Source organism: Candidatus Laterigemmans baculatus (genome assembly GCF_010367455.1).
GTDB classification, from domain to species: Bacteria; Planctomycetota; Planctomycetia; order Pirellulales; family Pirellulaceae; genus Laterigemmans; species Laterigemmans baculatus.
In genome coordinates this window covers 1-14,846 of sequence record NZ_WRPR01000123.1, presented here as the reverse complement: position 1 = coordinate 14,846, position 14,846 = coordinate 1, and the positions used below count along the sequence as shown (strand labels likewise).

Genomic DNA, 14,846 nt, shown 5'->3' with positions numbered 1-14,846 from the left:
TCGGCTTGCCGTTAAACGACTTGGTAGCCAACTGCTGGGCACTGCTGACTTTATGGCAATTCAGCGTAAGAAAGTGGCGCTGTCCAGCTAGCGCTTCGCGGTCCTTCTCCGACCAATTTTGGGCGGTGATTCCGTTAGAGTGAACGGCTCTCCTATATTGATGCGGTTTCTGCTCGCTCGACTCTTGCTCGTTTTTCCACTTTCACCGGAGCCCCGTGGCCATGCCTGAATCGCCCATTCGCCGCCATCGCCCGCGGTCACTCAAGTCGCCGTCACTCAAGTCGTGGTCACTCAAATCGCTGGCTCTCCTGTCGCTGGGCGTGGTAGCCGGTGCGACGATTGGATGCGTCCCGGAGATGCCACCGGACCCGCAGGAACCGCCGGCCGAAGCGTCGGCGGTGCCCGCCCCCGATGCGGCACCAGAGGCGGCGGCACCGGCGGTGGAGCAGCCTCGCCGGGCGGAAGTCGGAGTCGGTCGTCAGGGCCGGAGCCTCGACGACGAGACGGGAGTGGGGCGAGTGATCGCGCAGCCCGCGGTGAGTTTGTTCGCGGTGCGCGAGCGGGCGGTTTTTGATATCCAGATTCCGAAAGCCATGCAGTTGTTCGAAGCGACCGAGGGACGAAAACCAAAGTCACACGAAGAGTTTATGCAGCGAATCATCGCCGCCAACCAAATCCAACTCCCCGAACTTCCCACCGGCAGCGAGTACCGTTATGAGCCCGACAAGGGAGAGCTCTGGGTGCATCCAACATAGTCGCGGCGGTATGCAAGGCTGAATTCTGCTTGTCGTGATACGTTACCCTCCCGGGGGGAGGGTGAGGGCAATGGCTGGGCTGTTCTCTCAGTTTTCGATAGTCAAAAGAATGTTCCATGTCTGATTCAATCGACCCGCACGAGCATCCCGAGTTGATCGACGAGCGTGCCTACGTCGCTCCAACGGCGGTCATCCGGGGGCAGGTTCGGATCCATGCCGAAGCCAGTGTGTGGTTCGGGGCTGTGATTCGCGGCGATACCGAGCGGGTTGAAATTGGGGCGCGAACCAACGTACAAGACTTAGCGGTTCTGCATGCCGATCCTGGTTATCCCTGTCAGCTCGGCGAGGACGTGACGATCGGCCACGCCGCTGTGGTCCATGGCGCAACGATCGAATCGGGAGTTATGATCGGGATCCGCGCGGTCGTCCTCAATGGAGCTCAGATTGGCCAGGGATCGATCGTCGGAGCAGGCGCTGTGGTCACCGAGGGCGCGGTCATTCCACCGGGGAGTTTGGTGGTTGGAGTTCCGGGGCGGGTCGTTCGCCCGGTAAACGAAAGCAACCAAGCAAGAATCCGGGAAGGAGCGAAACACTACGTGGCCGCCGCCGCCCGCTACCGCGATGCGTAGGTTTTGTCAGAAAATCTTTCTTCTCCATCACCCCCCCCGGCGCTCACAGCGGCTTGGCGAAACTCAGCTCGTGGCCGTCGGGGTCGGTGAGATGAAAATAGCGTTCGCCCCACTCGGCATCGCGGGGCGCGAAGTCGGGCGTTAGCCCCATCCGTACGGCGTGGTCATGAAACTTGTCGACGTCGGAAACGTAGAAGATCGCTCTTCCCCACCAGCCGGGCGGGTGGCGATTTTCAGGGGCGATCAAGTTCAGGCAGCTGGTTCCAGCGACGAGCGTCGTAAACGAAGCGTCTTCGCCACCAAAGCGAACCTTGAAACCGAGAGCTTGATAGAACCGCACGCTGCGGGGCATGTCGCGAGTGGCGAGCGTCAGCGCACTGAGGCTTTCCACTTCCGCTGGTAACTCGCTGGAATCCGATGGCATCAGTTCGCTCGTCTTGGCGAGGATGGGGGAGGGGACGAGTCCGGGCAACCGGCGGTCAATGCAGTCCGTAGCGGCTCATCTTGTAATGCAGCGTGCGGATGCTGATGCCGAGCAGGCGGGCCGTCTGTTCGCGGTGAAAGTCGCGGGCCGCCAAGGCCGCTTCGATCGCTTCACGCTCGGCCGCCTCGCAGGCTTCGGCGAGCGTTCGCAGCGGCGCGGTGGTTCGGTGCTGCGGCGGCGTCAGTTCCCGGGGAAGATCGCTGGGGTGAATCGTATCGCCAGTGTGAGTGACGACCAGCCGTTCGATGACGTTCCGCAGCTGCCGGACATTGCCAGGCCACTGGGCCGTGGTCAGAACTTCCATCGCCTCGCTGGAAACCTGTTTCGGTTCCCGGCGGTGCCGCTGGCAGAAGGCCTGCATGAAGTGTTCGATCAGCAGGGGGATGTCGGCGCGGCGCTCGCGGAGCGCGGGGATCTGAATGGGGACGACGTTCAATCGGTAGAACAAGTCTTCGCGAAACGAGCCTTCCTCGATCATTAGGCGAACATCTTTATTGGTGGCCGAGACGATGCGGGCGTCGGAGTAGAGCGGCTGCTCCCCCCCGACTCGCGTGTACGCCCCCGTCTCCAGGACGCGGAGCAGATCGACTTGGCTTTTCGGGGACATTTCGGTCACTTCGTCGAGGAACAGGGTGCCGCTGCCGGCCTGTTCGAAGCAGCCTGGCTTTTGCCGCGTGGCTCCGCTGAACGATCCCTTCTCGTGGCCGAACATCTCGCTTTCGAGCAACGTTTCCGGGAGCGCTCCGAGGTTGATCGCAATGAACGGACGATCGCTGCGATCGCTCAGATCGTGGACCGCGCGGGCCACCAATTCTTTTCCGGTTCCGCTTTCCCCTTGGATCATCACCGTCGCGTCGGTGCCAGCCACTTGGCGGATTTGGCGATACACTTCTTGGATCGCCGGGGAATTTCCAATGATTCCGGAAATCTCTCCCGCATCGGCCAAGCGGTCCCGCAGCTGGCGAATCTCATCACACAGGCGGTGATGCTCGAGGGCCTTGCGAACCTGTTGCCGAATCAACTGCAAATCGACTGGCTTGGTGATGAAATCGAACGCTCCTCGCCGCATCGCATCGACCGCCGTTTCGACCGTCCCATGCGCGGTGATCACGATCACCATGGTGTCCGGTCGCAGGCTGAGAATTCGCGAAATTAACTGCAAGCCGTCGAGCTCACCGGGCAACCGCACGTCTGCGATCACTAAGTGGAAGGTTTGCCGCTGGAATTTATGGAGCGCCTCGCTCGCATCACCCGCCGTCTCAATCGAGTCGGCTTCGCTACGCAGACCCTTCGACAGACCCGAGCGAATGTTCGGCTCGTCATCGACGATCAGGAGATGGAATCCGTCAGACATGGTCCCTCGATTGGAAGGGAAACGGCAAAGACAGCGCCTTGCTCCGATGGGCACAGCTCGAGAATGCCGCCGTGCTGACGCACGATCTTCTCGCTCAGGGCAAGTCCCAGTCCGGTGCCGTTTCCTTTGGTCGTGAAATACGGATCAAATAGATGGGGACGCAGATCGTCCGAGATCCCATGCCCGGTGTCGGCGACCCGCACTATCACATAGTTTTCTTGGACCGCGGCGGAAATCGTCAACAGCCCTCCTCCTGGCATCGCGTCCATCGCATTGATGAGGAGGTTCAGAATCACTTGCTCCAGCTTGCCGCGGTCCCCTTTCAAACGCGGCAGCGGCGATTCGATTTCGGTCTGAATCTGCACGCCCAGCGCGCTGGCTTGGGGCGTGATCAGCCGCACCTGCCGATCGAGCAAGCGGTCCATGAAAACGGTTGTTCGCGTCAGCCGATCGATCGATGCATAGCTGCGAAAACTCTCCAGCACGCCGGTGATGCGCGTGACCTCTGTTTTCAGAACGCCAAGAATTTCTCGCGTCTCGGCCGGCAGCGGTTGTCCCTCAAACTGCTCTTCAAACAGTTGCACGTGCAGCGACAGCGCCGACAGCGGGTTTTTGATCTCGTGATGCAATCCGGCGGCGAGCGAACCGAGTCCCATAAACCGCTCCATCCGCTGCATTTGCTGTTCAGTCAGCGCCCGGTCGGTCACGTCGCGAAGTTGTAAAACGGATCCGATTTGCTGCTCCTGCGCATCCCGCAGTGGTTGGCAGAAGGCTCGGAGGATTCGGTTCCCCTGAGGTTGCGCAACGACGTAGTCGCGGACCACGCGAGAGGGGTCTTTGGGAATCGATTCGCGACGGAACGATTCCAGATCGATGACCTGGCAAGCCTCGCTCAGCGGCGCACCGACCGACTCTTCCCCCACATCGAGCAATTCCAATCCTCGGCGGTTGATGCTGGTGATCACCCCTTGGCGATCGGTCGTGATCACCGCTTGTTCCATGCTGCTTAGAATGTCGGCGGCGAGGTTTTTCACATCTCGCAACGAGCGCTGACTCGTTCGATAGGCGCGGGCAAGGAGGACGACGGCAAAGCCCGTGGCGATCAGGTTGAGGACGACCAGTGTGGTCAGACGGAACTGCCATTTGAGTTCCCCGGCGAGCAGTTCGGCCGAAGCGGTTGCCTCGGGTGGCAACTGGCGGATCAGCCCCCGCACGATTTGCTGCTCGCGCAAAAAGTCGGCCATCACCCACAGTGTGATCGCCAGCGCAGCAGTGTTGAGCACCATCAGGCTGGTGATCACTAGGCGGTAGGGACGACCGAGCTCAGGAGAGTGGGTTCGAAACACTGCAGACTTTCGCCGAGTTCTGCAAACGCTTGCAGACAAAGGAGTTTTGAAGTTTGTCGCGCCGCCATTGCGAGCCAATAGGCTGGACCGTGGTGCGCCGATCGACCGATGGGATTCTTGGGCAGCGGCCGACCCGCGGTGGCCCTATTGGAAGGATGGAACCCGAGGTTACGGACAGGAAGTTTGCCATGCACAGGTGGGAACACGGAGTTCTGAGCATCTTATGCGTCGCCTGCGGGTTCGTCTGCTGCGGAACAGCGGTGGCTCAGGGACTTCGCCCCGGCGGTGCGGGAGCGCCCCTGCGGTCGACGGCGGAAACCGAAACTGGGCTGGCAAACTCCACCGACGTGGATCTGCTCCGCCGGTTGGAAGCGGTGGAGGCGGAGTTGAGCCGGATTCAAGGAGGCTCGCTTCCCCTTGAGTCGGCCAGCCAACCGTTAATTCCGGCCTGCGGCAACTGCGGTACTTGGAGCTGTGGCGGAGCGTGCGAGGCGATAGGCGAAGAAAAGCCTCGCTTCCCCACGGTCGCTCTGACGGGCGTCTTCCACTTGGATGGCGGGTACTACGATCAGAGTCCGCTCAATCGAGACGTCCTGGGAGACATTCAAGATGGGCTCGGTTTTCGCCGCGCACGTTTGGCGGCCAAGGGAAAAGTCAGCGAACGCACCTCCTACATCATGGAGTTCGACTTCGCCCAGTCGCAGGCGCGGTTCGTGGATGTCTGGATGGAGTTTGAGCAGACTCCTCTCGGAAACTTGCGGATCGGCCGCTTTCGCCAACCCTTCGGAATGGCCGAATTGACCAGCGTCCGCGACCTTCCTTTTCTGGAAAGGCCTTTGCCGTTCGCGCTCAGCCCGTTCCGTCAAACCGGCGGAATGCTTCACGACACGGCGATGGGAGAATCGCTAACATGGGCGGTCTCGGGCTATCGTTACTTGAGCGACAACTACGGCAACGTCTACGCCGACGACGGAGGCTATGGGCTTGCAAGCCGCTTGACGGGTCTGTTGGTCGACCGGGGCGATGACGACCTGATCCACCTCGGTGCCGGCTACAGCTACAACGATCCCGGCCGCGACCGTGTGCAGTTTGCCAGCACCAACGAGTTTTTTGCTGGTCAGAACCCGGAGCTCGGTCCCGGCGGTTTGGACACCCTTCCGATTGTGGCAGTTCCACCGTTTGTCAACACCGGGCTAATGCCAACCGAGCATACAAACTTGTTCAATCTCGAAGGGGCCATCGGGCGGGGCCACTGGTTGGTCCAGAGCGAGGCCCGCTGGGCGGCTGTCGAAATGTTGGATGGTACGAGCAACACGTTTCCTGGCGCTTACGCCCATGTGCGGTATGTGCTGACTGGCGAGACCATTCCTTACAACCGCCAAGCGGGCGCTTTTGGCCGCATCCAGCCGCGGAATCCTGTCAACTTCGCCCAAGGCTGTTGGGGAGCGTGGGAAGTCGCGGCGCGGGCGTCCTACCTCGACCTCAATGGAGACAACTTGCCTGGTCCCGGGCGTCGCCTGACGGATACGACGCTGGGGCTGAACTGGTACGTCAACAACTTCACCAAGTTCCAGCTCAACTGGATCCATTCGAATCTGGACGACCCGATCTTCGGGAGCAGCCGAGCCGACACGTACGCCTTCCGCGGCCAGCTCGATTTTTGAACGCTGTTGGACAACCACCGCTCGGTTCGACATTTTTGAGCCGTAGGCGCTAGCCTCGGGCATTCCGGGGCAGAACCCGCGGCTAGCGCCGTCGGCTCAGGGCTTACTGACAGTCGTCAAGCAGAACGCGGCCAACACCACCCGCTCTGCAATTCGCTGCAGCTGTCTGCAAAGGCTTGCAGACGAGGCTTGGGAACCGGGGGCAAGCCGGCTGCGGAAGACAATCTGCGAAATATTTTTCGCAGTGCGTTTTCCTGCCGTTGAGCCTCGTCTGCGAAGCTGCAGGAGAGGCTTTGGCATGGTCTGTGCCTTGGAGCCAAAACGTGCCGGTGGCAGGGACGGAGGCTGTGGAATTTTCCTCGAGCGTCGTTCGCCTGTGCCCGCTCGATTTTGGTTTCGGCTTTCCCTCCTGGTCTCGAGCTCCGTTTGTCTGCGCCCACCACTGCAGTCGCCTGCGATTCCCCCGCCGGCCTCCGCCACGCGATCGAACACGCCGCTGAGTATCTGCCGACGCAAGGCCCGATCACGGTCTTTGTGCATCACAACACGCTGCACGCCCTGGAGGATTTGCCCTTTGAACAGGCGATCCTCGAAGGCTATGCGATGTTTGGTTGCGAGCCGTATCTGAGCGAACCGCGGTACCGCGAGGAGTTCAAGCGGGGACGGATACGCGCGGAGGATCTTCGCGAAGTCCTGATGGCCGACTTGGGGGACGAGGCCGATCGGTTGATCGGCAGCTTTGGAACCCGGTACGGGCTGCGGTTGTGCATGCTGCAATATCCGCTGCCGGCGGTTCCGGAAGCCGAACTGCCATGGGTGATGGCCCAGACCCATGCCTTGGAGCAGTTCCGCGACGACGTCGAGCCGGCGGTCCGTGAGCAGATGCTGGGGGCTACCCGCCACTGGGTGATGCGCGACTTGCAGACGCGTGGTCAGGAGGAACGAAGCGGCGCTTCCGCCGAGAGTACTGCCCAGGCCGTATTGGCCGAGCTCATCAGGGAGTCCGGCAGCGATCTCGAGGCGTGGAAGGAGAACGCCTGGCGGTCGTTTCTGCTCCGCTTCCTGTGGACGGTTTGTCGCCGAGGCGTTTACGCGGCGGGCCTGCCCAAGGCTGAGCAACGTTCCCTGGTCCGGCATCGCGACTGGTTGCTCGAAGTGACCGGCGAGGATAGCGATCGATGGGTCAACGAGGTGCTGATCCGGTTCTCCGCCTCCTTCCTCGATCAAGGTTTCGCTGCCTCGACAATCCCGAACCGGGAGCAAGGATTCTTTCGCTCCTTTGCCGACCTCTATTCGCGACCCTTCGCCCCGCGGCCGCGGTGGATGGGGGGCTTGCGAGAGAATCTGCGAGCATTGCTGTCCCGCCCCTTCGATCCGCTGGTCTCGATCGAGCAATCGCTCGATGCGTTCGGGGTCGAGCCGCAGGAGCGGGAGGCGTATCTCACACAGAGCTTGCTTGCCTTGCGGGGCTGGGCGGGGATGCTGCGTCAGATGGAACGCCACACACCCTGGGCGCCTCAGCCAGCTCCCGAAGGAACGCTGCTCGAATACCTTGCCGTCCGCTTGATCCTTGAGCGGTATGCGGTGGGCGAGATTAGCCGCAAACACTTTGGCATCAGCGAACTGGCCCGTGTTCGCGAGTTGGCCGCCGAAAGGATCCACCCCAGGCCGAGCCGACTGTCACTCGAGGGGCTGACGCTCTCGGTCTTTCATCTGGCTCAGGTGCGCGGGTGGAGTCCCGAGCAACTGGTGCATCTAAGCGATCGGCAGTGGCAGCAACTGGTCCGCGAAATCGCTGATTTTACCGAGCTCGAGCGGCGGCGAATCTTGCACTTTGCCTATGAGCGGCAGTATCACCACGCAGCGCTCGACGCCGTCGCAATCCACTGCGGCACGATTCGCGAATCTCAGCAAGCGCACCAGCGACAGGAGAACTCTGAGGGTTTTGCCCGAAGTGCGTTTCAAGTCGTGTGCTGCATCGACGACCGTGAAGAATCTTTCCGCCGCCACCTGGAAGAGGTCGATCCGAAGTGTGAGACATTCGGAGCGGCCGGATTCTATGCGGTTGCGATGTATTATCAGGGCGCGGCCGATGCACACTTCCGCCCCCTCTGTCCGAACATCATCACGCCGCGACATTATGTTCGTGAGGAGCCGATATTCTCGGCGATCGGTGCGAGCGCTCGTCGGTCGCGACGTCGGCGGCTATTGGGATATCTCACGCATCACATTCACTCTGAATCGCGAACCTTGATCGGTGGTTCGATCACCGGCGTCCTCGGATCTCTGGCGACGTTCCCGATGGTCGCGAGGATTCTCGCACCACGCTGGGCCGGGCGGCTTCGCAGTTCGGTCGGTGAACTGGTCAGCCCGCCCCTGAGCGAACTGCACTTGGAGCGGAACGACCAGGAACCGGGACCCTCGGGCGACGCACTTGGCTACCGCGTGGATGAAATGGCGGGAATCGTCGTTCGCGTCCTCCAAGATATTGGACTGACCCAGCGGCTTTCGCCCCTCGTGCTGTTCCTCGGGCACGGTTCGAGCAGCATGAACAATCCTCACGAATCGGCCTACTGCTGCGGTGCTTGTAGCGGAGGACGCGGCGGCCCCAATGCACGGGCGTTTGCGCAAATGGCCAATGATCCTCGCGTCCGCGCGGTCGTAGCCGAGGGGGGGATTTCCATTCCACCGGAGGTTCGCTTTCTCGGCGGCTATCACGATACGTGCAACGACCAGGTGGAATACTACGATTTGGACCGTCTTCCGCGAACGCATCGAGCGCTGTTCCGGCGGATCGAAGCGAGCATCAATGAGACCCGAGCCCGCAATGCGCACGAGCGAGCGAGGCGTTTTGAGTCCGTGCCGCTCCAGTCCACACCGCTCGAAGCGCTGCGACGTGTGGAGGAGCGAGCGGAGGACCTCTCGGAAGCCAGGCCCGAATACAACCACGCGACCAACGCCCTCTGCTTCGTGGGCCGGAGGGAATGGAGCCGAGGTCTGTATCTCGACCGTCGCTGCTTTTTGACTTCCTACGATCCGAGCCTCGACGACGCGGATTCGTCGATCCTCACGCGAATTCTGCAGGCGGCGATCCCGGTCTGTGCCGGAATCAGCCTCGAATACTATTTTTCCACGGTCGACAACGAAGGTTACGGCTGTGGATCCAAGTTGCCTCATAACATCGCGGCGCTTGCCGGGGTAATGACGGGCGCTGCGAGCGATCTGCGGCCGGGACTGTCGGCGCAGATGGTCGAAATCCATGAGCCGCTACGGATTTTATTTGTGGTCGAGACGACGCCCGAAGCGATGCAGCGAATCATCGAAGAAAATTCAGGTATTGCGAGGCTGGTGCGTGGCGGCTGGGTTCGACTCGCGGTGCTCAATCCGGAAAATTCCGAGCTCCACCTGTTCCATAGAGGACGGTTTGAGCCGTATCAGAGAGAATCTTATCAGCTGCCCAAGGCACGCTCTTCCCTGGAATGGTATCGCGGCTGGCGTGAGCATCTCGATTTTGCCTCGATCGACACTCCTCCGGTCGTGCACCGCGGCGCGGCAACCGGTGCGGGGGTGGTGTCATGAGTGTGGCCGAAATTTTGTTCCAGGTCCTCGGCGTCACCGTCGTGGCCAGCCCCGTCGTGCTGCTCGCTTCACTCGGTGCAGCCTCTCTGTTGGGTTGCCGTCTCAGCGAAGCGGTGATCGTGCGATTGACACAAGCCTCCGTGGTCTGCGGACTGTTGCCGGCGGTAGCGATCCTGGTGCTAATGTTGGTCGTCGGAACGCGGCATGTCACCGTCGAGCTCGGGCACTGGATGGAGATCCCGCAGGAGGAATTTCACTTTCGGCTGGAATTCGTTTTCGACCGGCTGAGCATCCCGTTTGTGATGCTTTCGTATCTGCTCTGCGGTGTGGTTGCTGCCTTCACGCGACGGTACTTGCATCGCGAAGAGGGGTTCCGGCGATTCTTTTTGCTATACGCAATTTTTTTCGCTGGAATGGTCCTCTCCTCACTGGCGGGTACGATCGAGACGCTGTTTCTCGGTTGGGAATTAGTCGGGCTCTCCTCGGCGCTGCTGATCGCCTATTTTCACGAGTACCAGAACCCGGTTCGCAACGGCCAGCGGGTGTGGTCGGTGTACCGGATCGCGGACGCGGCGTTCCTGGTCGCGGCGCTGACGATGCACCATCTCACTGGCGAAGGTGACTTCAGCGTTTTGATGGGGGCGGGGCCCTGGCCTGAGGGGCAGGCGGCGATCAGTCCGCAGCACGCTTTGCTGGTCGGTTCACTGCTGCTGGTCGCCGCTGCGGGTAAATCGGCCCTGGTTCCCTTCTCGGGGTGGTTGCCGCGGGCGATGGAAGGTCCGACGCCGTCGAGTGCCGTGTTCTATGGTTCGCTTTCGGTTCACCTCGGCGCCTATTTGTTGCTCCGAGTCAGTCCGATTTTAGACGCTTCGCTGCCGCTGCGAGCCGCCGTGGTCGTGGTTGGATTAGTGACCGCGATTTCGGCCACTTCGATGGCTCGCGTCCAAAGCGATGTGAAAGGTTCGTTGGCCTACGCTTCGTTGACGCAGGTCGGGATCATCATCGTGGAGATTGGGCTCGGACTCCGCTACCTGGCCCTCGTTCACATCATCGGGCACGCCAGCCTGCGCACGCTGCAGTTGCTGCGAGCCCCTTCGTTGCTGCGGGACTATCACGCGATGGAGAACGCGATCGGATCGCGTTTGCCGCGCCGCTCGAGCGGCTGGTCGCGGATGCTGCCCGAGTCGGTGCGGCGGTGGGGATTCTGCTTTGGTTATGAACGCGGCTTCATGGATTTGATGCTCGACAACTGGATCGTCGTGCCCTTCCTGCAACTCTTTCGCGGGGCGGATCGGCTTGAACGCCGCTGGACGGATTGGCTCTCCCGCGAGCCGTCGCGGGAGTCGGATCGCATTCCGCTCCACCCCGAATCTCCTGGACGGAATCTTGTCTGATGTCCGAGTTGCATCTCCCGTGGTTGGAGCTTTCGATCCTCATCCCACTGTTCGGGGCGGGCTGGGTCGGGTGGAGCGGCGAGGGTCATTCCGCCCGCCGCCATACGATTGCGATTTGCACGATGGCGCTGCTGAGTGCCATCGGGGAGTGGATCGACTTCAATTCGCTTGGTACGTTCGAAGCGCACGACCATTGGGATCTGATCGGTTGGATTTTTCATCGCGAAATCTTCGTCGTCGATGAGTTGAGCGCGCCACTGTTGCCGCTCGCCGCACTGATTTGCCTGGTCACAGTATTGTCGACGACGAAGAACAAAGTCGATCGAGTGTTTTTTGCTCAGACGCTCGTTTCCGAAGCCATGTTGCTGGCGACCTTCAGCTGCCGCGCTTCCTGGGTATTAGTGGGACTTCTGGCGGTAGCAACGGTTCCACCGTGGCTGGAGATGCGGCGTCGCGGTCGGTGCACGCGGATCTACACGCTGCACATGGGAGTCTTTTTGGGGCTGCTCATGAGCGGCTGGTCGCTACTGCAGTGGACCCACCGCAGTGGAGAGATTCCGCTGCTGGCCGGCGCGCTGCTCACGGCCGCGGTGCTCCTGCGAAGCGGAATCGTTCCCGTGCACTGCTGGATCACCGATCTATTTGAAAAGGCGAGCTTCGGTACTGGGATCTTGTTTGTGACACCGCTGACCGGGGCCTACGCCGTGATGCGGCTGGTGTTGCCGATCTCCCCTGATTGGGCGCTGCAGAGCATTGCTGTCCTCTCGCTGTGGACCGCGGTTTATGCGAGCGGCATGGCGTTGGTGCAGAGCGAGTCGCGGCGGTTTTTCTGTTATCTGTTCGTCAGCCACTCGTCGCTGGTTTTGGTGGGACTGGAATTGGCGACCCCGGTGGGGCTCGCGGGTGCCTTGTGCGTGTGGTTGTCGGTAGGGCTTTCATTGACCGGTTTTGCCCTCACGCTGCGAAGCATCGAAGCGCGGATTGGCCGGACGTCGATGGCCGATTTCCACGGGTTGTTCAAACAGATGCCGACTTTGGCCGGCTTCTTTTTGTTGACCGGCCTCGCCTCGATCGGGTTCCCCGCCACGATTGGATTTGTCGGAATGGAGCTGCTCGTCGAGGGGGCAGTCGAGGTCTATCCGCTGGTCGGCACCATGGTCGTCGTCGCCGCGGCGTTGAATGGAATTGCAACGCTTCACGCGTACTTTCGAATCTTTACCGGGCGCGGTCGGCTTTCGGCCGTCCCGCTGCTGATGGGATCGTCCGAGCGAGTCGCTGTGTTGGCGCTCACTCTGCCGATCCTGCTCGGTGGCCTGCTGCCGCAGTTTCAGGTCGCCTCCCGCTATCACGCTGCGATTGCCCTGACGCGGCAACGCCAACTCACCGACGTCTCACCCGTCCCGATGGAACCCGTCGAGGATGCTGCCGAGGAGAATCCACGATGATTAAGGAAGCGGAGATTAAGGAAACCGATCGCTCCGACGAGTCTGCCGCCGTAGTTCCCCGAGGCAACGCGCGAGGGTTTGTCAACTATTTTAAATCTGACATTGTTTCTGGATTTCTCGTCTTTTTGATTGCGCTGCCGCTGTGCCTCGGGATTTCCGTGGCCAGCGGCTACCCGCCGATCGCTGGGATTTTCACCGCCATCGTCGGTTCGATCGTCGCAACTTTCGTGAGCAACTCCGAACTGACGATCAAAGGGCCCGCCGCTGGTTTGATCGTGATCGCGATTGGCTGTATCGAAGCGTTTGGTGGAGACGGCATGACGGGAGGCTGGTCGGCCGCCGATACCGCGGCCTACCGCGCCGCCTTGGCGGTGGGAGTCGCCGCCGCCGTCTTGCAGATCCTGTTCGGCGTCTTCCGGGCGGGGATCTTGGGCGAGTTCTTCCCCGTCTCGGCCGTCCACGGCATGTTGGCGGCAATCGGCGTGATCATCATCGCTAAACAAATTCCAGTGGCGCTGGGAGTCACCGCCAGCGGCGAACCGCTGGAGTTGCTGCGGGATATCCCTCGCTTCGTCGCCGAAGCGAATCCAGCCATCGCGGCGATTGGCCTGGTGAGCATCGCGATCATGTTCCTGTGGCCCTGGGTCGGCTCGCGCGTCTCGCTGGCCCGCTACGTTCCTTCGCCGCTGGTCGTGCTGCTCGTTGCGGTCCCCATGGGGCTTGGCTTCGATCTTCTGCACCCGCATTCTTACACCCTGCAAGGGCACCAGTATCAGTTGGGTGAGCAGTATCTGGTGGCGATGCCCGACCGAGTGTTGGGAATGTTTTCGGAGATCACCACTCCTGATTTTCATGCGCTGGCCGAGCCCAAAGCGTGGACCTGGGTGTTCATGTTTTTCATGATCGGCAGTCTTGAATCGCTGCTCAGCGCCAAGGCGGTGGACTTGCTCGATCCTTGGCGGCGGAAATCGAATATGGATCGTGACGTGGTCGCGGTGGGGGCGGGCAATCTATGCGTCGCCTTGGTGGGCGGGTTGCCGATGATTTCCGAGATCGTTCGCAGCAAGGCGAACATCGACAATGGCGCGAAGACGCGGTTCGCCGGGTTCTGGCATGGAATCTTCCTACTGCTGTGCGTTGCGCTGATTCCCATGGTGTTGCACGAAATCCCGCTCGCAGCCCTGGCCGCAATGCTGGTCTACACCGGATTCCGGCTCGCCCATCCCAAAGAGTTTCTCAACGTGTGGAGAATCGGTCGCGAACAGTTGGCGATTTTCGTGACCACATTGGTCGCTGTCTTGGCGACGGATCTGTTAATTGGGATTGCCATTGGGATTGCCGCAAAGTTCATCATCCATATCGCCAACGGCGTTCCCGTCGGATCGCTGTTCAAACCGGGCCTGGAGGTAATCGACGAGGACCCGCGGACGGTGAGGATCAAAGCCGGACAGTCGGCGGTGTTTAGCAACTGGATTGCGCTGCGGCGTCAGATTGAGCAGATGGGACTGCTACAGCAAAAGGATGTCGTGCTCGATCTGTCCGATACCAAACTGGTCGACCACAGTGTGATGGACAAGCTGCATGAGATGCGCAGCGACTTTCAGCAGCAAGGTCTACTGCTAACGATCGCCGGGCTCGATGCCCACCAGCCGCTCGCCTCCCACGAGCACGCGGCCCGCCGACGGGGGTTGGCCCGCGTGCGGCGGCTGACGGTCGTCGTCGAAGCGGGAATCGAGGCGCGATTGGAAGAGGAGTTCCTCGCCCTCGGAGCGACCGGCTTTACGGCGATCGAGTGCGTCGGTGCGGGGCGGCGGCAGATCGCCGAAGGCCGTCGGCGGCCGGTACGATGCGTTCGGATGGAAGTGATCGCCCCGCAGGACGTGTGTGAGGCGATGCTCGGGTTTCTCCGCCGCGAGGTCATGCCCACGCACCGCGTGACCGCCTGCGTTGAATCGGTCGAAGTCGAACGCGTCGACCACTTCATCGCGGCCGGAACGCCGGCCGTCGAGCCGGAGTTGGTAGAAACCGTGGGATAACTGGACAGCGCCACGTTCTCACGTGGAATTGCCGTAACGTCAGCAGTGCCCAGCAGTTGGCTAGATAGTCGTTTAACGGCAAGCCGAAGGCGACTGTGTTTTAAAAAGCAGTCGCCTTCGGCTTGCCGTTAAACGATTTTTCCGCGAGCCGTCCTGCTCC

General features: G+C 61.2%; 10 protein-coding genes. 7 read left to right on the top strand and 3 right to left on the bottom strand.

Going from position 1 to position 14,846, the window contains the following annotated elements:
• Positions 1-221 precede the first annotated feature (221 nt).
• A complete protein-coding gene (locus tag GNK13_RS19215; RefSeq protein WP_164104183.1) occupies positions 222-755 on the top strand; it encodes a hypothetical protein in 534 nt (177 codons plus the stop codon).
• Positions 756-871: 116 nt separating this feature from the next.
• Positions 872-1,384: a gamma carbonic anhydrase family protein gene (locus tag GNK13_RS19210; RefSeq protein WP_164104182.1), complete on the top strand. Its 513-nt coding sequence runs from the start codon at positions 872-874 to the stop codon at positions 1,382-1,384.
• A 43-nt stretch (positions 1,385-1,427) separates the two neighbouring features.
• Here GNK13_RS19210 and GNK13_RS19205 read toward each other — a convergent pair whose 3' ends face one another.
• The 3 genes from GNK13_RS19205 to GNK13_RS19195 are packed head-to-tail and all read right to left on the bottom strand — an operon-like array spanning position 1,428 to position 4,568.
• Complete coding sequence (locus tag GNK13_RS19205) at positions 1,428-1,808, bottom strand: VOC family protein (RefSeq protein ID WP_164104181.1); 381 nt, start codon at positions 1,806-1,808, stop codon at positions 1,428-1,430.
• A gap of 55 nt (positions 1,809-1,863) precedes the next feature.
• Positions 1,864-3,222 carry a sigma-54-dependent transcriptional regulator gene (locus GNK13_RS19200; RefSeq protein ID WP_164104180.1) on the bottom strand — a complete coding sequence of 453 codons (1,359 nt, stop codon included), beginning with the start codon at positions 3,220-3,222 and terminating at the stop codon, positions 1,864-1,866.
• A complete protein-coding gene (locus tag GNK13_RS19195) occupies positions 3,198-4,568 on the bottom strand; it encodes a two-component system sensor histidine kinase NtrB (protein WP_164104179.1) in 1,371 nt (456 codons plus the stop codon). The genes GNK13_RS19200 and GNK13_RS19195 overlap by 25 nt, the downstream gene beginning before the upstream one ends.
• Positions 4,569-4,756: 188 nt before the next feature.
• Between GNK13_RS19195 and GNK13_RS19190 the strand changes: the two genes are divergently transcribed.
• From GNK13_RS19190 to GNK13_RS19170, 5 genes are all read left to right on the top strand, one after another.
• A complete protein-coding gene (locus tag GNK13_RS19190) occupies positions 4,757-6,232 on the top strand; it encodes an OprO/OprP family phosphate-selective porin (protein WP_164104178.1) in 1,476 nt (491 codons plus the stop codon).
• A gap of 426 nt (positions 6,233-6,658) precedes the next feature.
• Positions 6,659-9,811 carry a DUF2309 domain-containing protein gene (locus GNK13_RS19185; RefSeq protein ID WP_164104177.1) on the top strand — a complete coding sequence of 1,051 codons (3,153 nt, stop codon included), beginning with the start codon at positions 6,659-6,661 and terminating at the stop codon, positions 9,809-9,811.
• Positions 9,808-11,205, top strand: coding sequence for a proton-conducting transporter transmembrane domain-containing protein (locus GNK13_RS19180; RefSeq protein ID WP_164104176.1), 1,398 nt, complete (start codon positions 9,808-9,810; stop codon positions 11,203-11,205). The genes GNK13_RS19185 and GNK13_RS19180 overlap by 4 nt, the downstream gene beginning before the upstream one ends.
• The gene (locus tag GNK13_RS19175) at positions 11,205-12,650 is read left to right on the top strand and encodes a proton-conducting transporter transmembrane domain-containing protein (RefSeq protein WP_164104175.1); all 1,446 of its coding nucleotides are present in this window, start codon (positions 11,205-11,207) and stop codon (positions 12,648-12,650) included. Before GNK13_RS19180 ends, GNK13_RS19175 begins: the two co-directional genes overlap by 1 nt.
• The gene (locus GNK13_RS19170) at positions 12,647-14,686 is read left to right on the top strand and encodes a SulP family inorganic anion transporter (protein ID WP_164104174.1); all 2,040 of its coding nucleotides are present in this window, start codon (positions 12,647-12,649) and stop codon (positions 14,684-14,686) included. Before GNK13_RS19175 ends, GNK13_RS19170 begins: the two co-directional genes overlap by 4 nt.
• Positions 14,687-14,846: the final 160 nt, after the last annotated feature.